This is a genomic window from Variovorax ginsengisoli, assembly GCF_030811835.1.
GTDB lineage: Bacteria > Pseudomonadota > Gammaproteobacteria > Burkholderiales > Burkholderiaceae_C > Variovorax > Variovorax ginsengisoli_C.
The window spans coordinates 52185-73825 of the sequence record NZ_JAUSRO010000014.1; the positions used below are offsets into that span (position 1 = coordinate 52185).

A 21641-nucleotide genomic window follows, 5' to 3' on the forward strand; every position below is an offset into this window, starting at 1 on the left:
TCAGTCTGCCAGCGCCGCGGCGACCAGCTTGCGTGTATAGGGATGGCTGGGCGCATCGAGCACCTGGTCGACCGGCCCCGACTCCAGGATGGCACCGTCCTTCATGACGATGACCTGGTGCGCCATCGCGCGGATCACCTCCACATCGTGCGTGATCAGCAGGAAGCTCAGGCCGCGCTCGCGCTGCAGGCGTTGCAGCAGGCCAAGCACCTGCTTCTGGATCGTGACGTCGAGCGCGCTGGTCGGCTCATCGAGCACCAGCAGTTGCGGATCGACGATGAGCGCGCGCGCGATCGCCAGGCGTTGACGCTGGCCGCCGGAGAATTCGTGCGGATAACGATCGAGCAGCGCAGGGAACTGCGCCTGCGTCAGGCCAACGTCGGCCAGCGCGGTGAGCGCACGCGCGCGACGGGCGGCCGTGTCCAGCTCCGGCGCATGCACGGTCAACCCTTCCCCCACGATCTGCTCGACCGTCATGCGCGGCGACAGCGAGGAAAACGGGTCCTGGAACACCACCTGCATGACCCGGCGCAGCGCGCGGTCGCTCTGGCGGCTGGCGGCCCAGCGCTGGCCCGCCACGTCCAGCTGGCCCTCGTGGCGCAACAGCCCCAGCGCCGCCAGCGCCAGCGTCGACTTGCCGGAGCCCGACTCCCCCACCACGCCCAGCGTCTCGCCGGGCGCTATACGGAAATCGGCACCCTGCACTGCAACGAAGGCGCCTTTGCGAAACCAGCCCGCCACGCCGGCAATCGGCACCGGATAGCTCACGCGCAACGCCGTTGCCTTGAGCACCGGCGCGGCATCGGCGCGCGCCGGCACGGCCGCCACGTCACGCGTGGGCCGGCTGTCGATCAACTTGCGGGTGTACGGATGCCGAGGTGCGTCGAACACGGTGGCCACGGCGCCATGCTCGACGATGTGACCGCTTTCCATCACTGCCACCCGGTCGGCAAAACGCCGCACCAGGTTGAGGTCGTGCGTGATCAGCAGCACGGCCATGCCGTGCTTGCGCTGCAGGTCGGCCAGCAGATCGAGAATCTGGGCGCGCACCGTGACGTCGAGCGCGGTGGTCGGCTCGTCGGCCAGCAGCAGGCGTGGCTTGCAAGCCAGCGCCATGGCGATCATCGCGCGCTGGCGCTGGCCGCCGGAGAGCTGGTGCGGCAGCGCCCGCGCCCGTCGCGCCGGCTCCGGAATGCCGGTGTCCGCCAGCAACTGCACCGCCACCGCCTGCGCATCGCGCTGGCTGAGGCCTTTATGGAGTTCCAGCACTTCAGCAATCTGGTCACCCACGCTGTAGAGCGCATTGAGCGCGGTCATGGGCTCCTGGAAGATCATGGCGATCTCCTTGCCGCGGATGCCGCGCAACGCACGCTCAGGCATCGCGAGCAGGTCGCGCGCGCCGCCATCCGCGCCCGCGAACTGCGCGGCACCAGCGACCTCGGCGTTCTGCACCAGACGCAAGAGGCTCAGCGCAGTCACCGTCTTGCCGGAGCCGGACTCGCCGACCAGCGCCAGCTTTTCGCCCACACCGATCTGGAAGTCGATGCCATGCACCACCTCCTTGCCTGCGAAGCCGATGCGCAGGCCCTTGACGTCGAGCAGCGCCTTCATCGGTCGGCCTTTCGCGGATCGAGCGCATCGCGCAACGCGTCGCCCATGAAGGTGAGAAGCATCAGCGTGACCACCAGCACGCCGAAGGTCGACAGCGAAATCCACCAGGCGTCGATGTTCGCCTTGCCCTGACTCAGCAGTTCACCCAACGAGGGTGTGCCGGGCGGCACGCCCAGGCCAAGGAAATCCAGGGAGGTCAACGCCAGGATGGCTGCACTCATGCGAAACGGCAGGAAGGTAACGACCGGCGTCATGCTGTTGGGCAGGATGTGGCGCCACATGATCTGCAGGTTGCCCACGCCCAGCGCGCGCGCAGCCCGCACGTAGTCCATCTGCCGGTTGCGCAGGAACTCAGCGCGCACATAGTCCGAAAGCCCCATCCAGCCGAACAGCGACAGCAGGATGAGCAGCAGCGACACGCTGGGCGCGAAAATGGCACTGAAAATGATCAGCAGATACAGCTCCGGCATGGAGCCCCAGATCTCGATGAAGCGCTGGAAGGCCAGGTCGGTCTTGCCCGCGAAATAGCCTTGAACGGCCCCCGCTGCAATGCCGAGCACCGTGCCGATGGCGGTCAGTGCGAGGCCGAAGAGCACGCTGACGCGGAAGCCATAAATGAGCTGGGCCAGCAGATCACGCCCCCGGTCGTCGGTGCCCAGCCAGTTGTCGCGCGTCGGCGCGGCCGGGCTTGGCGCCTTGGCGAAGTAGTTGAGCGTCTTGGGGCCGTAGGGGTTGGGCGCATAGACGGCCCAGTTGCCACCCTTCGTGATGCGGTCGCGGATGAACGGGTCGAGGTAGTCGGCGGGGGTCTCGAAGTCGCCGCCGAAGGTTTTCTCGGAATAATCACGCAGCACCGGGAAGTAGGTCGTTCCCTCGTAGCGCACGACGAGCGGTTTGTCGGTAGACAACACCTCGGCGAGCAGGCTCATGACGACCAGCACCGTGAAGATCACGAGGCTCCAGAAGCCCAGCCGGTTGTGCTTGAAGCGCAGCCAGGCGCGACGCCCCGGCGACACATGCGCTGTGGTGGATACGGGCGATGCGGGGCGCACCTCGGCATCGGCGAGTGCCGCGACGAGCACGGTGGTCTCAGTCGAATTTGACACGCGGGTCCACCCAGACATAACAAAGATCGGAAATCAGCTTGGTAAACAGACCGATCAGCGTGAAGAAATAGAGCGTACCCAAGACGACCGGGTAGTCGCGCCGGATCACGCTCTCGTATCCCAACAAGCCCAGCCCGTCGAGCGAGAACAGCGTCTCGATCAGTAGCGAGCCCGCGAAGAACGCGCCGATGAAGGCCGAGGGCAAGCCCGTGATGATCGGAATCAGGGCATTGCGGAACACGTGCTTCCACAACACCTGCCGCTCACCGAGACCCTTGGCACGCGCGGTCAGCACGTACTGCTTGCGAATCTCCTCGAGGAAAGCGTTCTTGGTCAACATGGCCGTCACCGCGAAGCTGCCCAGCACCATGGCCGTAACGGGCAGTGTGATGTGCCAAAGGTAGTCGACGATGCGCGCCCCCCAGCTCAGATCGTCCCAATTCGACGACGTGATGCCACGTAACGGGAACCACTGCAGTTGCCCGCCGAAGACCACGAGCAATGCCACGCCCAGAACGAAGCCCGGTATGGCGTAGCCCACCAGCACGAACAGCGTACTGATGAGATCGAAGCGCGAGCCCGCGCGCACCGCCTTCGCAATCCCCAACGGAATGGCCACGCCGTAGCTGATGAAGAAAGTCCACAGCCCGAGGCTGATCGAGACAGGCAGCTTCTCGCGGATCAGCGTCCACACATCCTTGTTTTGAAAGAAGCTGCGGCCGAGGTCGAAGCGCGCAAACTGGCCCAGCATGCTGAAGAAGCGCTCATGTGCGGGTTTGTCGAAGCCATAGAGCGCTTTGATCTGCTCGAGCTTCTTCGGATCGACGCCCTGATTACCACGATAGCTGCCGCCACCCGACTCGAAGCCGCCAGAGCCACCACGCCCCGCAGCCGCCTTGGCCTCTGCGAGGTATTGCTCGACCGGCCCCCCGGGCACGAACTGGACCACGACGAAGGTCAGCAGCAGCACACCGAACAAGGTCGGAATGAACAGCAGCAGTCGTTTGACGATATAGGCAAGCACGGTGCGCGTCCTTCTAGGGCTTGGGCGGCGCCTTGGCCCACCAGATGTTCATGACCCAGTCTTCCGCGCCGGCATACGGCGGCATCGGTGCCTTGAAGCCGAGTCGCCAACCGTTGTAGACCAACCGGTAGCTCGACAGCGTCCATTGAGGGATCAGGTAGTGGCTGTGCATGATCACCCGGTCGAGCGCGCGGCAGGCCGGCAGCAGATCTGCCTTGGTGTCAGCTTCGACGATTTTCTTGAGCAGCGCATCAACCGCCGGGGTCGACACGCCCATGTAGTTGCCCGAACTCTCGGTCTTGGCCGCCTTGCTGCCGAATATCTCGAGCAGCGACTGGCCCGGGTTGTTGGTACCCGGAAAGTTGATGGTGGTGATGTCGAACTGGAAGCGGTCCAGCCGCTCTTGGTAGAGCGCGAAATCCACGCTCACGAAGTTCAGCGTAATACCCAATTTCTCGAGGGCGCGCACCCACGGCGTCACGGTGCGTGCGCCGCCCTCCTTGCTGTCGAGGTACTCGAGCACCATGGGCTGGTTCTTCGCATTGCGCAGAGCGCCATCCCGGTATTCCCAGCCGGCCTGCTTGAGCAGGTCGCGCGCTTGGCGCAGGTTGTCGCGCAACGAATGGCCATTACCCTCGGTCACGGGCGGCTGGTACATCGGACCCAAGGCCGCGTCCGGTATCTTGCCGCGCAACGGGTCGAGCAGCTTTTTCTCGTCGGCCGAAGGCAGCCCTTCGGCGGCACAGTCGGTGTTGCCGAACAGGTCCCGCACGCGCGGATAGCCGCCATAAAACATCTGCCGGTTCATCCACTCGTAGTCGAGCGCCAGGCCCAACGCCTCGCGCACGCGCGGATCAGAGAGCTTGTCGCGTCGGCTGTTGAGCACGTAGCTCTGAAAACCCGCGGGCTTCTTGTGTGGAAACTCGCGCTTGATCAGCTCACCGCTGTCGAAGCGCTTGCCATTCACTCGACGCGCCCAGTCGCCCGCCGAGTAGAAGCTCATGATGTCGAACTCGCCCGCCTTCAGCGCCTCGAGTCGCGCTGTGTTGTCCTTGTAGATCTTGACGGTGATGCGGTCGAAGTTATGCGAGCCGGCATTCACCGCCAGATCGCGTCCCCAGTAGTTGGGGTCGCGCACATAGGTGATGTCGCGGCCGAACACGACGGGCCCGATCTTGTACGCCCCGCTGCCAATCGGTATGTCCATCACCACCTGGTCGAAAGGCTTGGCCTTGCCGTTCTCCACGCCCCACGCACGGCTGAAGACAGGCAGGCCGCCCACCGTCAACGGCAGCTCGCGGTTCGGTGTCTTGAAACGGAAGCGCACGGTGCGCGCGTCGATCACATCACAGCCGTCCACCTCCTGGAGCAGCGTCTTGTAGCCCGGCGAGGCGTAAGGGCCGATCAGCGTGTCGTAGCTGTGCTTCACATCGGCGGCCTCCACCGGCATGCCATTGTGGAAGCGCGCCTCGGGCCGGAGTTTGAAAGTGACGCTCAGGCGGTCGGGCGCGACAGCGACGTCTTCGGCCAGCAGGCCATAGCCTGAGCCTGTTTCGTCCATCGACCCGGCCAGCAGCGACTCGAACAGCATGCTGTCGAGGTATGCAGGGGGCGCTCCCTTGATGGTGAAGGGGTTGTACTTGTCGAACGTGGAGTAGCGCTGGTTGCTCACCAGCCGCAGTTCGCCGCCCTTGGGCGCGTCGACATTTACGTAATCGAAAGCCTTGAAGCCCGGGGGGTACTTCAGATCGTCCCAAAGTGCGTAACCGTGCGCGGCCCATGAGGGAGCCGCCGACAGAGCCAACACAACCGAAAGCAGACAACCTCGCATGCGAGAATTGTGCCCAAGATTTTCACGAGGCAACTTCATGGGCTTTCTTTCCGGCAAAAAACTGTTGATCACCGGCGTGTTGAGCAATCGCTCGATCGCCTATGGCATCGCCAAGGCTTGCCACGAGCAAGGCGCCGAGCTCGCCTTCAGCTACGTGGGTGACCGATTCAAGGACCGTATCACCGAATTCGCTGCCGACTTCGATTCCAAGCTCATTTTTGATTGCGACGTGGGCGACGACGCGCAGATCGACAAGCTCTTCGCGGACCTGGCTCAGGTTTGGCCCAAGTTCGACGGCTTCGTGCACAGCATCGGCTTCGCCACGCGCGAAGCGATCTCGGGGGACTTCCTCGAAGGGTTGTCGCGAGAAGGTTTCAAGATCGCGCACGACATCAGCGCCTACAGCTTTCCGGCGATGGCCAAGGCGGCACTGCCCTACCTCAACGACAAGGCCGCGCTGCTGACGCTGACCTACCTGGGCGCCGAACGCGCGCTGCCCAACTACAACACCATGGGCCTGGCCAAGGCGTCGCTGGAAGCCTCGGTGCGCTACACCGCGGCGTCGCTCGGGCCGAAGGGCATGCGCGTCAACGGCATCAGCGCCGGCCCGATCAAGACGCTGGCGGCCAGCGGCATCAAGGGCTTCAGCAAGATGCTGGGCGCCGTGGCCGAGGCATCGCCGATCCGCCGCAACGTGACGATCGAGGAAGTCGGCAACGTCGCGGCCTTTCTGTTGAGCGACCTCGCCAGCGGCGTGACCGCCGAGATCACCTACGTCGACGGCGGCTTCAGCAACGTCGTGGGCGGCATGGCCGAGTAACTTTCGATCCACCACGGGCTGTGCGTCGTGCGCCGGCCCGTTGCCACGTGCGTATGCTGAATCGACGTCTTCTTCTCGCAGGCCTGCTGGCTGCCGTGACGGTGCCCGCATGGGCCGCACGGCCTGCGCTGATGCTCGCCGACGTCTACAAGGAAGGCGTGCCGCTCGCCGACTACTGGGTCAGCGAAAAATACGACGGTGTACGCGGCTACTGGGACGGACAGCGGCTGTGGACGCGCGGCGGAGAACCCGTGACGGCTCCGGCCTGGTTCACCGAATCCTTGCCCCGCACGCCGATGGACGGCGAACTGTGGGCCGGCCGCGGCCGCTTCGCGCATGCCATGTCCACGGTGCGCAGCCAGACCGCCGGCGATGCCGCATGGCGCGAAATGCGCTTCATGGTCTTCGACCTGCCCGCAAAGCCCGGTGACTTCACGACGCGCCTGGCCGCCCTGCAGCGGTTGCTGCCGTTGACTGCCGCGCCGTGGATCGTTGCCGTGCCGCAGCAGCGTGCCACCACGCATGCGGCACTCCAGGCGCTCATGGAAAAGACCGTGAAGATGGGGGGCGAAGGGCTGATGCTGCACCGTGGCACTTCGCTCTACCGCGCGGAACGCACGGCCGACCTGCTGAAGCTCAAGCCCCATGACGATGCGGAGGCGCGCGTCATCGCGCATGTGCCCGGCAAAGGCCGCCATGCCGGGCGCATGGGTGCGCTCTGGGTCGAGATGCCCGACGGCCAGCGCTTCAAGCTGGGCAGCGGGTTCACCGATACCGAACGCGCCGCACCGCCCCCGGTGGGCAGCTGGGTGACCTATCGGTACAACGGAACAAACCCGGGCGGGCTGCCCCGATTCGCTCGCTTCCTTCGGGTGCGCGAGGACATGCCCTCTTGAGATAGCCCTGAGGCCCCGTATTCCGCGGGGACGTTCAGGGCACCTCGCCGTTCGCGAGCCGTGCTTCGATGGCGTCGATCACCGGCAGCAGGTCGGCCACGCTGTCGATCACATAGTGCGCGCCCGACGCCAGCAGCTTTTCGGTGGCCGCCTGGCGCAGCGCGTCTTGCCGCTCGGTGCTCAGCGCCTGCCACTGCGCCAGCGGCAGCCCGACCGCATTGCCACTCACGGCGAGGCCCACGGTCCAGGTGCCGGCATGAAGGCCTTCCTCGATGCCGACGCCGGTGTCGTCGACCTTCACCACGCCCGAGGGGGGCCACACGCCCAGGTCAGCGAAGGTGCGGTACATCATGAGCGGCGAAGGCCGGCCGGCGGCGAGGTCGCCCGCACACACCAAGTTGTCCGGCACGTAGCCACCGGCGGCCGCAATCGGCGTGACGATGTCCATGATCGGCCGGTTATAGCCGGTGGTGGAGCCAATCTTCAAGCCCCGCGCGCGCAGCGCATCGACGACCTGCACCGCCCCCGGGATGAACGCCGCGAAGTCGGCCACCACGGCCGCATTCATGGGCGTGAAGACCTCGTAGAGATGGTCGACGTCAGCCGATGTCAAGGGTTTGCCGTAGCGCTGCTGCCACTGTGCCGCGATGCGCGGCAACTGTCCCAGCGCGTGGATGTGGTCCCACTTGGCCATGCCCATGGGGCCCCGCGCTTCGTCGATGGTCAGCGCGATGCCGAACTTCTCGAACAGCCGGACGAAGGCCCCCATGGGCGCGCAGGATCCGAAATCGAGGATGGTGCCTGCCCAGTCGAAGACGACGGCGCTCAGGCGGGATGCGGAAGGAGTCATGGAAGAGATCTCTTGGCTGTCGATGTCGTCGACGCTCACCAGGCGTCGAACACTTCTTCGGCGATGCCGAACGCGGTGCTCGCGCCGGTGCCACTGGTGACGATCACCAGGCGCGTGGCTTCATCGGGCTGGTCGATCAGGCAATCGGTGGTGGCCGACGAAACGTAGGTGCCGACCCAGCGTTCGGTCACGCGTGACCGAGGTAGCTTGAGCGCGCGATCCAGGTGCGCCAGGATGAGTTCATCCACGCGCTGGTCGGCAAAGGGCTCCAGCACCGGCCCGTAGTGGTGCGAATCGCCCACCACCAGTGAACCATCGGCGCTCTGCACCACGATGAGGTGAATTCCGTGCGCCAGGGACTCGGCTTCCTCCTGCTGCAACTGCGCCAGCAGCGCCGCCGCCTCGGGCAACTTGCTGTAGCCGTGGTATCGCACGAGACTCAGGTCGGCCATCACCGCGCCGGGCAAGCGAAAGCCTGGCGGAGGCTGCACGCGCAGCATATGCAACTGGCACAACTGCAACCGGTGCGGCGCAAGCCGGTCGGCGAACATGCCGTGCAGGTCGGTGTGGGTGCAGACGACCACCCGTTCGGCGTGCAGCGTCGCGCGCGCCGTGCGCACCGCCGGTGCAGCCACGTGCAGCACCGCTTCGCCGAATCGGAACACCACACCCATGGCATCGGCCAGCCATTGGGCGAGCGCCCCGATGGCCGTGCGTGACTCGACCCGCATCTCGTGCGGGCTGTAGAGCACGCCTTGCGCACCGTCGAGCTGCAGCGTGGGCGCGCGGCGTGCGGCCTCTGCCGGCTCCAGCAATTCACAGCCTTCGGCCATCGGCGTTGCCATGAAGGCCTCGAGCACATCCAGCGCCTTGGGCCGCGATGCCGTGAGCCAGAGGCCCTGGTGCAGCGTCGCGATGCCCGCCTGTGGCGCGACGTCGCCCCAGATTTCGCGGGCTCGCCGCGCGCGCCGCCAGGTGTCGCCAGCACCCTGCCCCGTGACGGTGATGAAGCCGAAGTTGCGGATGGATGCACCGACGCAGGCCGCGTCGCGCTCGATCACGCAGACCTTCAGGCCGCGACGCGCGGCGGTGTACGCATGCGCAAGGCCGACGATGCCGGCACCAACGACGATGACATCGAAATTCTGGGTCATGGATTCAGGGTTTGAGGAAATGGGTACATCGCGACAGACAGGCAGGAACTCAGCGCGCCGGCGCACGCCATCGTTGCGTGCGCCGCTCGACCAGCCGGCCGAGCGCCATATAGAGCAGGATGACGAGCGTCGACGTGGCCGCGATCAGCACGGCCATCGCCGCAGCCGGACCGCTGTCGCCGGCTTCGTCGAGGTTCAGGATCGCAACTGCAGCCACCTTGGTGTCGGGCGAGTAGAGGAAGACGACCGCCGAGATGGTGGTCATCGCATTGATGAAGAAGTAGCGCGACACATCCAGCAGGGTCGGCAGGCAGATCGGCAACGTGACGCGCCAGAAGGTCTTGTAGAAGGGCACCTTGAGCGACGCCGACACCGCCTCGAATTCGGGGTCGATCGACTTCAGCGCAGTGACCATCGTCAGATGGCCGGTCGTGTAGAAATGGACGATGGTGCACAACACCAGCAGCGCCGTCGACTGGTAGAGAAAGTTCAGCGGGTTCGACGGTGCGTTGAAGAAGAAGATGTAGCCCAGGCCGAGCACGAGGCCCGGCACGGCCATCGGCAGCATCGCCATCAGGCGGATCACGGGACGCACCCCATCCAGGCCGCGGGTCTTCTCCAGAAGGTAGGCGCCAATGAAAACGACGACCGTGCCGAAGACAGCCGTGCAGGCTGCCAACTTCAGGCTGTTGAGCATGGCGTCACCGAGTTCGGCATCCACCAGTCCCGCCACGTAGTGCACGAAGCTGGGCTTCAGGTTGTAAGGCCACAGCGTCGCGAAGGAGGCGAACACCGCCATGGCGAACATGGCGAGCATCAGCGCCGCAATGAGCAGGCAATACAGCGTCATCGCCAGGTCGAAGCCGCGTGCGGGCCGCGGCACGAGGGCGACGGCACGGGCGCTGAGCGTGGCGGTCTGCTTGCGCTGGACCAGGTAGTCGATCGCAAAAGTGAAAGCCGCCGGCGTAAGCAGCAACAACGCCACCACCGCCCCGCGCTGGAAGTCCTGCTGACCGATCACGAGCTTGAACACATCGGTGGCCAGCACGTTGAAGTTGCCACCGACCACCTTGGGCACGCCGAAGTCGGTGATGACGAGGGTGAAGGTGACCAGCGCGGCCGAAATGAGTCCGTACTTTGCGCCCGGCAGCGTGATGGTGAAGAACTTGCGCAGGGTGCGGGTGCCCATCGCATCGGCGGCTTCGTAGAGCCTCGCATCAGCCAGAGTGAGCGCGGTGACGATGATCATGAGGGCGTGTGGAAATGCGGCGAAGCATTCCGCCAACACGATCCCCGAGGGTCCGTAGATGCTGTCGAAGCCCAACGCCAGCCAGAACGACTTGGCAACGCCCTGGTTGCCGAACCAGTAGATCAGCGAGATGGCCGACAGCAGCGAAGGCGCCAGCAGCGGAATCAGCGTGATCGTACGGAACAGGCCCTTGCACGGCATGCAACTGCGCGTGAGCGCGTACGCGAAAGTGAACGCCAGTGGCACCACGACGGCAGTGACCAGCAGCGACACCCACACGCTATGCCAGAGGCTCTGCAGCAATGCCGGCGATGCCAGGTAGGCCGCGAAGGCGCCGAGGCCGCTCGCAGTGCCGTCGGCGCCGTCGAGCGCCTTCGACAGGATCAGCCACAGCGGCAGCACCAGGCCAACGAACAGCAGCGCCGCCACACCCAGCAGGCCCAGGTGTGCGAAGCGGTCGCTCCAGTGGATGCGCTGCTTGAGCGCGGGCACTAGCAGGGTTGCGGGCATGGGCAGTGGGGGTGAAACTTCGAGACCTGACATGGATCGCTCAGGCAGCGGCGGCCGGAAACACGCGCAACCGGTCGGCGCGCAGCGCGAACCGCAGGCTGCTGCCCTCGCGCACATCGAACTCGTCCATCTGGTTGAGCGAGAACTGCAGCTGGATCGGCTGACCCGGAATCCCGTGCACATCGATTTCGGCCAGGCAGTTGCTACCGAGAAATTCGACCTGACGAACGGTACCCGTGCACCGCATCGGATCGTCGTCGCGCACACCATCGACCACGCGGTCTTCGGGGCGCAGGTAGAGCGCCACCTCGCGGCCGGCCCGGAAATCGGCGCCCGCACCGGGCGAGCACTGAAGGCGCATGTCGCCGCAGCGGAACCAGTGATCGCCCTCGGCCACCGCCTGCAGGCGATTCACCTTGCCCACAAAGTCGGCGACGAAGGGCGAAGCAGGCTCGCGGTACACCTGCATCGGTGTGCCGACCTGCTCGATGACGCCGTGGTTCATGACCACGATGCGGTCGGCGACCGACAGCGCCTCTTCCTGGTCGTGCGTGACCATGATGGTGGTCACGCCCAGCTTGCGCTGCAACGCACGAATCTCGTTGCGCAGATGCACGCGCACGATCGCGTCCAGCGCAGACAAAGGCTCGTCGAGCAGCAGTAGGCCCGGCGAGGTGGCCAGCGCCCGCGCCAGCGCAATGCGCTGCTGCTGACCGCCCGACAACTGGGCGGGGTACTTGCCGCCACTGCCCGGCAGCCCGACCAACTGCAGCAACTCGTCGACCCTGGGGCGAGCCTGGGCCTTCGAATGGCTGCGATTCACCAGGCCATAGGCCACGTTGTCCGCCACGCTCAGGTTGGGAAACAGCGCGTACGACTGGAACATGATCCCGTAGTCGCGCGCCGCAGGCGGCAGCACCGAAATGTCACGGCCTGCCTGCAGGATCGTGCCGGCCGTCTGCGTTTCCAGCCCCGCGATGATGCGAAGCAGGGTGGTCTTGCCGCAACCCGAGGGGCCGAGGAAGCAGACGAACTCGCCACGCCGGATCGACAGGTCGATGTCGTCGAGTGCCGAGAAGGCACCAAAGCGCTTCTGGATGCCCCTGAGTTCGAGGTACGTGGCGTCGCTCGTCATGTCCATCGCAGCCCCGCGCCGCCTCAGCGCTTTTCGCTCTTGGCGTCGTAGCGCCGCGACCATTCGGCGAGGGTGCGCTCGCGGCCGGCAGCGGCCTTGTCGAAATCGAGCTTGATGAGGCGCGACTCGTAGTCATCGGGAATATTGGCCAGCTTGGGCGCCACGCCCGGCTGCGCGGTGATGGCGAAGTTCTTGCCGTACAGAATCATCGCGTCCTTCGACGATGCCCAGTCGGCCAGCTTCTTCGCCGCGTCGAGTTTCTTGGTGCCCTTGTAGATCGCAAAGCCTTCGAGGTCCCAGCCCAGGCCTTCCTTGGGGAACACCAGCTCGATCGGCGCGCCCTTGGCCTTGTTGGTGTGGCCGCGGTATTCGAAGGAAACACCAGCCACGTATTCGCCGGCAGCGGCCATGTTGCAGGGCTTGGAACCCGAGTGCGTGTACTGGCCGATGTTCTCGTGCAGCGCGTCCATGTACTTCCAGCCGCCGCCCTTGCCGCCGTCGTCGCCCCACATCTGCAGCCAGGACACAACGTCGAGGTAGCCTGTGCCCGACGAAGCCGGGTTGGGCATCACGACCTGGCCCTTGAACTCGGGCTTGGTCAGGTCCTTCCAGGTCGCCGGGATCGGGATGTTCTTCTTCTTGGCCTCCACCGTGTTGAAGCACACGACTGCGCCGAACACGTCCATGCCCCACCAGGCCGGTGGGCTCTTCTTGTCGCGGTACTGGGTCATGATCGCGTCGAGATTGAGCGGCGCATAAGGCTCGAGCATGCCGTTGCGCTCGAACAGCGCGAGGCTGGTGGCAGCCACACCCCAGATCACATCGGCCTGCGGGTTGGCCTGTTCGGCAAGCAACTTGGCCGTGACCACGCCGGTCGAATCGCGCACCCACTTGATCTCGATGTTCGGGTTGACCTTGTTGAAGGCCTCCTGATAGGCCTTGAGCTGATCGGTCTCCAGCGCCGTGTAGACCGTGAGCTGCGTCTTCTGCGCCAGCGCACCGGTTGCAACAGCCAGGCCGAGAACGGCGGCCACCAGAGATTTCGCGTACTTCATGAACGGACTCCTGTTTCGAAAGAAAGGAACTGTGGCGGCACGAAACGACATCTTCGTGACACAACGCTCAAGCAAAATCGGGGCCTGCACTGACAGATCGTTTATTGTTTTTTGTAAATCGTAGACAATCTGCAGTGAACGACCTACCATCTGGCATGGCCAAGACGCTCTCCTCTCACCCCGCCATCGCACAACTTCAGCGCAACTCGCTGGCCAATCTGGTGCAGGTGGAAATCGAACGCATGATCCTGGACGGTGAGCTCGACTCCGGTGCCAAGCTCACCGAATCCACCCTGGCCGATCAGCTCGGCGTGTCTCGCGGCCCGGTGCGCGAAGCGTTCCGGATGCTCGAAGAAGCCGGCCTGGTGTACACCGAGAAGAACCGCGGCGTCTTCGTGCGGCACGTGCCGATCGAAGAAGCCCTGGAGATCTTCGAACTGCGCGCCGTCATGGACCTGTACGTCGGCAGAAAGCTCGCCGCCGGACTGAGCACCAGCGCGATCCGCGAACTGCGCCAGCTCGCCGACGCCATGGAGCAGGCCGTCAAGGCCGACAACGCCCGGGACTACCACCGCTTCAACCTCAAGTTCCACGACCGGCTGCTGGAACTCGCCGGCAATGCCAAGCTCACGGCCACCTACCGCAAGCTGGTCAACGAACTTTCGCTGTTCCGGCGCCAGAACCTCACCAACGAGTCGATGACGGCCTATTCGCGCGAGCACCGCCAGATCGTCAAGGCCATCGCCGCAGGCGACCCCGAAGCCGCTGGCCAGGCGATGTACCAGCACGTGATGAACAGCCGCGAGCGCACGTTGCGTAACTACGAACAGAAGCAGGCGGCAGAGCGCGCGTCTGCGGGCAAGCCCGTTGCGGCCGTGGAGGCCTGACACCATGCCCCTGAGCCTGACTGACATCGAGGGACTCTTCGCCCGCCATGGCGCCGCACAGTACAGCGGTGAACCAGTCACTCAGCTCGAACACGCCCTGCAGACCGCGCTGCTCGCCGAAGAGGCCGGCGCCGACGACGAACTGGTCACGGCGGCGCTGCTGCACGACCTCGGCCACCTGCTCAACGACCAGGGTGAGACACCCACGCTGCGCGGCGTCGACGACGTGCACCAGTACTTCGCCCTGCCCTTCCTGCGCGGTGTGTTCGGCGAACGCGTGCTGGCTGCCATCCAGTGGCATGTCGACGCCAAGCGCTACCTGTGCGCGACGCGTGCCGACTACTGGCAACGTTTGTCGGACGATTCCAAACGCAGCCTCGAACTGCAGGGCGGCATCTTCTCGCCGGCGCAGGCCGAGGCCTTCATCGCGCAGGACCACGCGGCCGATGCCGTCGCGCTGCGCCTGTGGGACGACCAGGCGAAATCGCCCCACCGCCCCACGCAGCCACTCGCGCACTACCTGGGACGTGCGCAGCGCTGCATGCTGGCGCACACGTGAGCATCAGCGGCCCCGTCCTGCTGGCCGTGCTGTTCGGCGCGCTGCTGCACGCCGGCTGGAATGCGCTCATCAAGTCCGGCCGCGACAAGCAGCTCGACACCGCGCTCATCCACAGCCTGGGCGTCATCGTCGCCGTGCCCGTTCTGCTGTGGACCGGCTCGCCGGCTGCCGCGTCATGGCCGTACATCTTCGTGTCGACCGTCATCCATGTCGGCTACTACATCGCGCTGGCCGGTGCGTATCGGCATGGCGACCTCGGACTGACCTACCCCGTGATGCGCGGCAGCGCGCCGCTGCTCGTGGCGATCGGCAGCGTGGCCTTCATCGGCGAGCACCTGTCGGCCGTCTCGTGGGCCGGTGTGGCCGTGGTGTGTGCCGGCGTGCTTACGCTCGGACTGTCGCGTTCGTCGCTGCATGCCGGTGGCGAAGCACAGCGACGCAAGGCGCTGCGCTTCGCTTTCGGCAATGCCGCGATCATCGCACTCTACACGGTGGTCGACGGCCTGGGCGTGCGCGCCTCGGGCGACGCATTGGCCTACGTGGCCGCGCTCTTCCTGTTCGACGGCATTCCTTACCTGCTGCTGGTGATGTGGCAGCGCGGCGACCAACGCGGCGCCGCGGTCCGCTACATGGTCGGGCGCTGGAAGATCGCCGCCTTCGGCACACTCGCCTCGATGGGCAGCTACGCGATCGCGCTGTGGGCGATGACGCGCGCGCCCGTCGCGCTGGTGGCGGCGCTGCGCGAGACCTCCGTGCTGTTCGCAGCCGTCATCGGCACCCTGCTGCTGCGCGAACCCTTCGGGTGGCAGCGCGCCGCCGGAACGGCGGTGGTGGTGGCGGGCGTGATGGCGCTGCGCTTCGGCTAGGGCCGGTCCGCAGCGAGCCACGTCCCGACCCCATCGAGAAATCGATCGGCGGCACCGAGCTCGCTGGCCGCGATCCATTCGTTGGGCTGATGCGCCTGCGCGATGGCGCCCGGCCCACAGACCAGCGAAGGGATGCCCGCCCGCTCGAAGAAGCCGGCCTCGGTTCCGAAGGGAAGCTCGGCCGGTGGCCACCGCGCGCCGAACGACCGGGCGATGGCGGCCGCCTCGCCAGCGTTCTTCGCCACGAGCGCGGGCACTTCCGCGATCTGGGCCGTCTCCACGGCCACGCCCGTCGGCAGCCCGCACAGCAGGCGCTCGACCTCGGCCTTCACGGCGGCCGTGCTGGACGCATCCGGTGGACGGAACTCCCACAGCACCTCGCAGCATCCGGGCACGATGTTGATCGCGGTGCCCCCACGGAGGCACCCGATGTTCAAGGTCGTGCGGTTGCCGCGCAGGGACAGCGCGCGCCCGTACTTCGCCAACGCCGCGATCCACAGCGCCGCCGGCTCGATGGCACTGGCGCCCAGGGCCGGATGGCTGGAATGCGCCGGACAGCCGCGAAAGACGGTGCGCTGCCCGTAGAAGCCGCGATGGGCCCGACCGATGCGCATCTCGGTCGGTTCGCCGATGATGGCCAGCGTCGGTGGTTGAACATGCGCCTGCAGATCGGCGATGAGGTGCGGAACGCCGAAACAGCCGACCTCCTCGTCGTAGGAGAGCGCCAGATGGACAGGGCGGCGCAGGCCCAGGCGACGCCAGCGCGGCACGGCGGCCAGACATGCGGCGACGAACCCTTTCATGTCCGCCGATCCGCGCCCGTAGAACCGTCCATCGCGTTCGACCAGCATGAACGGATCGGAATCCCAGTCCTGATCGTCGACCGGGACCACGTCGGTGTGGCCGGACAGGACGATGCCGCCCGCCACGTCGGGGCCGATCGTCGCCAGCAGATTGGCCTTCGTACCATCATCGCTGTGGACCAGCCGCGCTGCGATGCGATGCTCGTCGAGGTACGCGGCCACCCAGCGGATGAGATCGAGGTTGGACCGGCAGGAGGTCGTGTCGAAGGCGCACAGCGTCCGGAGAATGTCGACTGTGTCCATGATGGCGGCTGCGGATCGATATCGCGCGGCTCAAGGTCGTGACGACGTCGCGGGCATCGCGGCGCGCCCCGCGGTCCGGCGTGTCGCCACGAAGAATCCGAGCAGGATCAGCACCATGCCCGCGACGTGGAAGGCGCGCACCGGCTCTCCCAGCACGATGAAGGCAAGAAGCGCTGTGAACAGGGCGACGAGGTGGAACGAAACGCCGGTCACCGTCGCACCGAGCGTTGCAACGCAGCGGTTCCAGAGGATGAAGGCGAACAGCGACGCAAAGACGCCGATGTAGAGCACAGCGCCGAGCGAGGCCAGGTCTGTCGGGATACGCGCACCCCGCGCAAGCTCGGCAGCCCAGAACGGCATCAGCACGACCAACCCTGCCGCCATGGTCCCCGCCAGGAACACCAATGGGCTGATCGCCGCCGGCTTGCGTCGCAGCAGGACGGAGTAGATCGCGTAGTTGGCAACCGCCAGGAGCACCAGCAGTTCGCCGCCGTCGACGCGCAGTGCAGCGAGGCTGGCCATGTCGCCGCGGGCCACGATCCAGGCGACGCCCGCGAACGAAATGGCGATGCCGATCAGCGCCCTGCCCGTGATGCGCTCGACGCCGAGGACCACGGCCGCCAGCGGCACCATGAGCGGCAGCGTCGAGTTGAGGAAAGCGACGCTGGCCGCAGGCACGGTCTGCAAGGCGAGGTAGCCGAGCGCGTTGTAGCCGGCGATGCCGAAGGCGCCGCAGGCGGCGATCAATGCCCAGTGCCTGGTCAGCAGGCCCCGTTCACGCCAGGCCTGCCGCCAGACGAAGGGGGCCAAGACGAGCAGTGCTACCACCCATCGGCCGACCGCCAGGGATACCGGCGGAAAGACAGGCCCGAGTGCGCGGCCCAGCACGAGGTTGCCGGCCCAGAAGGCGGGCGGCAGCCACAGCAGCCAGACCGGTCGGGCCCACAAGGCGAGCAATGCGTCGCGCATCACAGGCCCTGCAAGGCGATGCGCACCCGGCGGTTCGAACGGCCCTTGTTCTCGATCTTGAGGATTCGGATCGGACGCGATGCGCCTGTCGAGGCCAGATGCGTTCCGCCGCAGGCCTGACGATCCAGCCCGGCGATCTCGACGATGCGGATCAGGCCTTCCGGGGAGGGGGGCGGCGCCACCGAGCGAGAACGCAGCAGGCCTTTTTCGGTGTGGGCAGCGGTCATGGAGACGTAGCTTGTCTCGACCGCGAGGTCCTGGGCGATGACATCGTTGAGTTCCGGCTCCAGGGCGCGTAGCCGGTCGTTGTCGGCATCCGGCAGGTCGAAGTCGATGCGCGCCGTCCCGTCGTCGTTCATCTGGACGCCAGTCACCAGCGCACCGTCGAAGTCCCGATAGACGAGCGCATTCAGGACGTGCAGGTCGGTGTGGAGCTCCCGCATGCGCTGGCGAAACGCCGGGTCGGCCGCCACCTGGACGTCGCCCCCGATCTCGACGCCGCCGGCCACTTCGATCCAGACCGCGCCGCTCTCCTCGCGGAACCCCGTGACCGCGGCTTCGCCACCCTGCCACCGGATGACGCCTCGGTCCGGGAGCTGCCCGCCGCCGCCGGGATAGAGCGGATGCCGGGACAGAAGCACCGCGCCGGGTCGGGTCCGAACGACCGTGGCGTCCAGCGTCAGGATCTCAGGGTTGTCTTGGCAGAAGAGTCGCGTCATGGGTTGCCTTGCTGATGGGGCACAGCATGGCAGGACGGCGCGAAATGCTATTGGTCGAAATTGAGCGTCGTGCGGACCGTCAGGATGCACCCGCGCGCACGTACTGCAGCGGCGTCATGCCGAAGGTGCGCTTGAAGTGCTTGTTCAAGGCACTCTGGTCATAGAAGCCGGAAGCGAGCGCCGCCTCGGCGACGCACTGCCCCTCCCGCAGATGCCGGAGCGCGCGCCGGAGACGCCATTGGGTCAGGTACGCATGCGGCGTCAGGCCCAGCGTTCGCTTGAACGCAACGATCAGCTGGAACGGCGTCAGACCCGCGGCCGCGCCCAGCTGTTCGAGCGTCAGGTTATCCGCATAACCGTCTCGCACGAGTTCCAGCGCGGGTGCCAGTGCGGTCGCGTCACGGGGCGCTTGGGGAATGCGCTTGGCCGCCTGCCCATGCCGATGGAGCAGGTCGCCGAAGGTGAGGACGAGCGACTCGCGATGAAAGGACGCGTCCTGTGCGCCTCCCTCCAGTGCATGGTGGAGCGCCATGAACCGTGTGACGAGGTCCTGGTCGGACACGACGTTCGACGTGAAGTACCCCGGCCGATCGATGCCGACGGCCTTCAGGATGTCCTGGATGGCCGGCTCGGCCAGATAGAACGATCGGTAGCGCCAACGCGCGCTGCCCGCCATGCGGCCCGAATGCGGCTCGGACGGGTTGAAGACCAGCAGCGCGCGCGGATGGGCGACCTCCGTGCGGCCACGGCTCTTGAATTCCGAACCGCCGAATTCCGTGACCGCAACGACAAGCGAGTCGTGCACGTGCGGCGCGTAGTCGTGTGTCGTGAAATCGGCCTGCAGCAGATCCATCCCCGGCAGGTCGGGGGCGTGCCAGTAGCGCGAACTGTTGCGGGGGTCCAGACGGGCCAAAAGGAAGTCCTTTCGCAAGACCGTCTGGCCGGTGGCTTCAAGCCGCCGGATTGCCGCGCACGCAGTCGGCGTAGTAGCGCTTCTTGCCGGTCTCGTCCACGCGGGCCACCAGGCCGTGAATGTCGGTCTCGAAACCCGGGCACTCCTTGTTGAATTCGCGCGCGAACTTCAGGTAGTCGACGATCTTCTTGTTGAAGACCTCGCCCGGAATCAGCAGCGGAATGCCTGGCGGGTACGGCGTGATCAGGCTGGTGGTGATGCGGCCTTCGAGCTCGTCGATCTCCACGCGCTCGGTCTTGCGGTGCGCAATGTGCGCGAACGCATCACTGGGCTTCATCGCCGGCGTCAGATCGCTCAGGTACATCTCGGTGGTCAGGCGTGCCACGTCATAGCGCGCATAGAGCTTGTGGATGTGCTGGCAGAGGTCACGCAACCCGAGCTTCTCGTAGCCTGGATGCTGCTGGCAGAACTCAGGCAGGATGCGCCACATCGGCTGGTTGCGGGCGTAGTCGTCCTTGAACTGCTGCAGCGCGGTCAACAGCGTGTTCCAGCGGCCCTTGGTGATGCCGATGGTGAACATGATGAAGAAGCTGTAGAGGCCGGTCTTCTCGACGATCACGCCATGTTCGGCGAGGAACTTGGTCACGACGCTGGCCGGGATGCCGGTGTCGGCGAACTTGCCCTGCAGGTCCAGGCCCGGGGTGACCACGGTCGACTTGATCGGGTCGAGCATGTTGAAGCCGTCGGCCAGCTTGCCGAAGCCGTGCCAGTTGCGCTTGGCGCTCTTGGCCTTGCTGTCGGTGCTGCCCTCGCCCTTCATGATCCAGTCTTCGGCGCGGCCAATGCCTTCCTCGACCAGCTTCTCGGGGCCCCAGACCTTGAACCACCACTCGTCCTTGCCGAACTCTTCTTCCACCTTGCGCATGGCGCGGCGGAAGTCGAGCGCTTCCAGGATGCTCTCTTCCACCAGTGCGGTGCCGCCGGGCGGCTCCATCATGGCGGCGGCCACGTCGCAGCTCGCGATGATCGCGTACTGCGGGCTGGTCGACGAGTGCATCAGGTAGGCCTCGTTGAACAGGTCGCGGTCGAGCGCGCGGTTCTGCGAGTCCTGCACGAGCACGTGGCTGGCCTGGCTGATGCCGGCGAGCAGCTTGTGCGTGGACTGCGTGGCGAACACCAGCGATTCCTTGGGCCGCACGCGGCGCTTGCCCATCGCGTGGTAGGCGCCGTAGAACGGGTGGAAGGCCGCGTGCGGCAGCCAGGCCTCGTCGAAATGCAGCGTGTCGACGTAGCCGTCGAGCATGCCCTTGATGGTCTCGGTGTTGTAGATCACACCGTCGTAGGTCGACTGGGTGAGCGTCATCACGCGCGGCTTGACCGTCTCGGGGTCGCGGTCCTTGAGCAGCGGATTGGCTTTGATCTTCGCCTTGATCGCGCTCATCTCGAACTCGCTCTTGGGGATCGGGCCGATGATGCCGAAGTGGTTGCGCGTGGGCTTCATGAAGACGGGAATCGCGCCCGTCATGATGATGGCGTGCAGGATCGACTTGTGGCAGTTGCGGTCGACCACCACCACGTCATCGGGCGCCACCGTGTGGTGCCACACCATCTTGTTGCTGGTGCTCGTGCCATTGGTCACGAAGAAGCAGTGGTCGGCATTGAAGATGCGCGCCGCATTGCGTTCGCTGGCCGCCACAGGACCTGTGTGATCGAGCAGCTGACCCAGCTCTTCGACCGCGTTGCACACGTCGGCGCGCAGCATGTTCTCGCCGAAGAACTGGTGGAACATGCGTCCGACGGGGCTCTTGAGGAAGGCCACGCCACCGGAATGGCCCGGGCAGTGCCAGGAGTAAGAACCGTCCTCGGCGTAGTCGATCAGCGCCTTGAAGAAAGGCGGCTGCACGCCTTCGAGGTAGCTCTTGGCCTCGCGGATGATGTGACGCGCCACGAATTCGGGCGTGTCTTCGAACATGTGGATGAACCCATGCAGTTCGCGCAGGATGTCGTTGGGAATGTGCCGTGCGGTCTTGGTCTCACCATAGATGTAGATCGGCACGTCGGCATTCTTGCGGCGCACTTCGCCGATGAAGGTGCGCAGGTTCAGCACGGCCGGATCGAGGTCCGGACCGACGCTGAACTCTTCGTCGTCGATCGAAAGGATGAAGGCACTGGCACGGCTTTGCTGCTGGGCGAACTGGCTCAGGTCGCCATAGCTGGTGACGCCCAGCACCTCGAAGCCTTCGCTCTCGAAGGCCTCGGCGAGCGCACGGATGCCAAGACCCGAGCTGTTCTCGGAGCGGAAGTCCTCGTCGATGACGACGATGGGGAAGCGGAATTTCATTCAGGGGGCTCCGAACGGGCAAATAGGCGCGAAGTGTACG

The 21641-nt window shown here is 65.7% G+C and carries 19 protein-coding genes; 5 read left to right on the forward strand and 14 right to left on the reverse strand.

The window, feature by feature from the left end; all coding sequences use genetic code 11:
- The 4 genes from J2W36_RS20150 to J2W36_RS20165 are packed head-to-tail and all read right to left on the reverse strand — an operon-like array spanning position 1 to position 5572.
- Entirely contained in the window at positions 1 to 1611 is a 1611-nt protein-coding gene (locus J2W36_RS20150; protein ID WP_307691555.1) for an ABC transporter ATP-binding protein, read from the reverse strand.
- Positions 1608 to 2717, reverse strand: coding sequence for an ABC transporter permease (locus J2W36_RS20155; protein WP_307691556.1), 1110 nt, complete (start codon positions 2715 to 2717; stop codon positions 1608 to 1610). Before J2W36_RS20155 ends, J2W36_RS20150 begins: the two co-directional genes overlap by 4 nt.
- Entirely contained in the window at positions 2701 to 3741 is a 1041-nt protein-coding gene (locus J2W36_RS20160) for a microcin C ABC transporter permease YejB (protein WP_307691557.1), read from the reverse strand. The genes J2W36_RS20155 and J2W36_RS20160 overlap by 17 nt, the downstream gene beginning before the upstream one ends.
- A gap of 13 nt (positions 3742 to 3754) precedes the next feature.
- Positions 3755 to 5572 (reverse strand): extracellular solute-binding protein, encoded by a 1818-nt coding sequence (locus tag J2W36_RS20165; protein WP_307691558.1) that lies wholly within the window; start codon positions 5570 to 5572, stop codon positions 3755 to 3757.
- A gap of 37 nt (positions 5573 to 5609) precedes the next feature.
- On the opposite strand from J2W36_RS20165, the gene fabI reads away from it, so the two are divergent.
- Together fabI and J2W36_RS20175 are read left to right on the forward strand one after the other, a co-directional pair.
- The gene (gene fabI, locus J2W36_RS20170; RefSeq protein WP_307691559.1) at positions 5610 to 6392 is read left to right on the forward strand and encodes an enoyl-ACP reductase FabI; all 783 of its coding nucleotides are present in this window, start codon (positions 5610 to 5612) and stop codon (positions 6390 to 6392) included.
- 53 nt (positions 6393 to 6445) lie between these two features.
- A complete protein-coding gene (locus tag J2W36_RS20175) occupies positions 6446 to 7288 on the forward strand; it encodes a DNA ligase (protein WP_307691560.1) in 843 nt (280 codons plus the stop codon).
- 34 nt (positions 7289 to 7322) lie between these two features.
- On the opposite strand, the gene phnX is transcribed toward J2W36_RS20175, so the two are convergent.
- Genes phnX through J2W36_RS20200 form a run of 5 tightly spaced genes read right to left on the reverse strand, consistent with a single transcriptional unit; the run spans position 7323 to position 13241 of the window.
- Positions 7323 to 8138, reverse strand: a complete 816-nt coding sequence (gene phnX, locus J2W36_RS20180) for a phosphonoacetaldehyde hydrolase (protein WP_307691561.1) — start codon at positions 8136 to 8138, stop codon at positions 7323 to 7325.
- A gap of 35 nt (positions 8139 to 8173) precedes the next feature.
- Positions 8174 to 9292 (reverse strand): TIGR03364 family FAD-dependent oxidoreductase, encoded by a 1119-nt coding sequence (locus J2W36_RS20185; RefSeq protein WP_307691562.1) that lies wholly within the window; start codon positions 9290 to 9292, stop codon positions 8174 to 8176.
- A 49-nt stretch (positions 9293 to 9341) separates the two neighbouring features.
- Positions 9342 to 11051: a putative 2-aminoethylphosphonate ABC transporter permease subunit gene (locus J2W36_RS20190; RefSeq protein WP_307691563.1), complete on the reverse strand. Its 1710-nt coding sequence runs from the start codon at positions 11049 to 11051 to the stop codon at positions 9342 to 9344.
- 40 nt (positions 11052 to 11091) lie between these two features.
- Positions 11092 to 12186, reverse strand: a complete 1095-nt coding sequence (locus J2W36_RS20195) for a putative 2-aminoethylphosphonate ABC transporter ATP-binding protein (RefSeq protein ID WP_307691564.1) — start codon at positions 12184 to 12186, stop codon at positions 11092 to 11094.
- A 23-nt stretch (positions 12187 to 12209) separates the two neighbouring features.
- On the reverse strand, positions 12210 to 13241 hold the full coding sequence (locus tag J2W36_RS20200; RefSeq protein WP_307691565.1) for a putative 2-aminoethylphosphonate ABC transporter substrate-binding protein: 1032 nt from the start codon (positions 13239 to 13241) through the stop codon (positions 12210 to 12212).
- Positions 13242 to 13396: 155 nt separating this feature from the next.
- On the opposite strand from J2W36_RS20200, the gene J2W36_RS20205 reads away from it, so the two are divergent.
- Genes J2W36_RS20205 through J2W36_RS20215 form a run of 3 tightly spaced genes read left to right on the forward strand, consistent with a single transcriptional unit; the run spans position 13397 to position 15553 of the window.
- The gene (locus J2W36_RS20205) at positions 13397 to 14128 is read left to right on the forward strand and encodes a phosphonate utilization associated transcriptional regulator (RefSeq protein ID WP_307691566.1); all 732 of its coding nucleotides are present in this window, start codon (positions 13397 to 13399) and stop codon (positions 14126 to 14128) included.
- A gap of 4 nt (positions 14129 to 14132) precedes the next feature.
- Complete coding sequence (locus J2W36_RS20210; protein ID WP_307691567.1) at positions 14133 to 14687, forward strand: phosphonate degradation HD-domain oxygenase; 555 nt, start codon at positions 14133 to 14135, stop codon at positions 14685 to 14687.
- Complete coding sequence (locus J2W36_RS20215) at positions 14684 to 15553, forward strand: EamA family transporter (protein WP_307691568.1); 870 nt, start codon at positions 14684 to 14686, stop codon at positions 15551 to 15553. Before J2W36_RS20210 ends, J2W36_RS20215 begins: the two co-directional genes overlap by 4 nt.
- Here the strand turns inward: J2W36_RS20215 and argE are convergent.
- The 5 genes from argE to J2W36_RS20240 form a co-directional block, all read right to left on the reverse strand.
- Positions 15550 to 16659: an acetylornithine deacetylase gene (argE, locus tag J2W36_RS20220; RefSeq protein WP_307691569.1), complete on the reverse strand. Its 1110-nt coding sequence runs from the start codon at positions 16657 to 16659 to the stop codon at positions 15550 to 15552. The two genes, J2W36_RS20215 and argE, sit on opposite strands and share 4 nt — an antisense overlap.
- Positions 16660 to 16689: 30 nt before the next feature.
- Entirely contained in the window at positions 16690 to 17628 is a 939-nt protein-coding gene (locus J2W36_RS20225) for a DMT family transporter (RefSeq protein ID WP_307691570.1), read from the reverse strand.
- A complete protein-coding gene (locus tag J2W36_RS20230; RefSeq protein ID WP_307691571.1) occupies positions 17628 to 18347 on the reverse strand; it encodes an alanyl-tRNA editing protein in 720 nt (239 codons plus the stop codon). Before J2W36_RS20230 ends, J2W36_RS20225 begins: the two co-directional genes overlap by 1 nt.
- 79 nt (positions 18348 to 18426) lie before the next feature.
- A complete protein-coding gene (locus J2W36_RS20235; RefSeq protein WP_307691572.1) occupies positions 18427 to 19260 on the reverse strand; it encodes an AraC family transcriptional regulator in 834 nt (277 codons plus the stop codon).
- Positions 19261 to 19297: 37 nt separating this feature from the next.
- The gene (locus tag J2W36_RS20240) at positions 19298 to 21601 is read right to left on the reverse strand and encodes an arginine/lysine/ornithine decarboxylase (protein ID WP_307691573.1); all 2304 of its coding nucleotides are present in this window, start codon (positions 21599 to 21601) and stop codon (positions 19298 to 19300) included.
- Between the last annotated feature and the right edge of the window lie 40 nt (positions 21602 to 21641).

Coding starts and splice junctions, on each gene's coding strand:
- J2W36_RS20150 (WP_307691555.1), bottom strand. CDS start 1,611: ATGAAGGCGCTGCTCGACGTCAAGGGCCTGCGCATCGGCTTCGCAGGC.
- J2W36_RS20165 (WP_307691558.1), bottom strand. CDS start 5,572: ATGCGAGGTTGTCTGCTTTCGGTTGTGTTGGCTCTGTCGGCGGCTCCC.
- fabI (WP_307691559.1), top strand. CDS start 5,610: ATGGGCTTTCTTTCCGGCAAAAAACTGTTGATCACCGGCGTGTTGAGC.
- J2W36_RS20175 (WP_307691560.1), top strand. CDS start 6,446: ATGCTGAATCGACGTCTTCTTCTCGCAGGCCTGCTGGCTGCCGTGACG.
- phnX (WP_307691561.1), bottom strand. CDS start 8,138: ATGACTCCTTCCGCATCCCGCCTGAGCGCCGTCGTCTTCGACTGGGCA.
- J2W36_RS20185 (WP_307691562.1), bottom strand. CDS start 9,292: ATGACCCAGAATTTCGATGTCATCGTCGTTGGTGCCGGCATCGTCGGC.
- J2W36_RS20190 (WP_307691563.1), bottom strand. CDS start 11,051: ATGCCCGCAACCCTGCTAGTGCCCGCGCTCAAGCAGCGCATCCACTGG.
- J2W36_RS20195 (WP_307691564.1), bottom strand. CDS start 12,186: ATGACGAGCGACGCCACGTACCTCGAACTCAGGGGCATCCAGAAGCGC.
- J2W36_RS20200 (WP_307691565.1), bottom strand. CDS start 13,241: ATGAAGTACGCGAAATCTCTGGTGGCCGCCGTTCTCGGCCTGGCTGTT.
- J2W36_RS20205 (WP_307691566.1), top strand. CDS start 13,397: ATGGCCAAGACGCTCTCCTCTCACCCCGCCATCGCACAACTTCAGCGC.
- J2W36_RS20210 (WP_307691567.1), top strand. CDS start 14,133: ATGCCCCTGAGCCTGACTGACATCGAGGGACTCTTCGCCCGCCATGGC.
- argE (WP_307691569.1), bottom strand. CDS start 16,659: ATGGACACAGTCGACATTCTCCGGACGCTGTGCGCCTTCGACACGACC.
- J2W36_RS20225 (WP_307691570.1), bottom strand. CDS start 17,628: ATGCGCGACGCATTGCTCGCCTTGTGGGCCCGACCGGTCTGGCTGCTG.
- J2W36_RS20230 (WP_307691571.1), bottom strand. CDS start 18,347: ATGACGCGACTCTTCTGCCAAGACAACCCTGAGATCCTGACGCTGGAC.
- J2W36_RS20240 (WP_307691573.1), bottom strand. CDS start 21,601: ATGAAATTCCGCTTCCCCATCGTCGTCATCGACGAGGACTTCCGCTCC.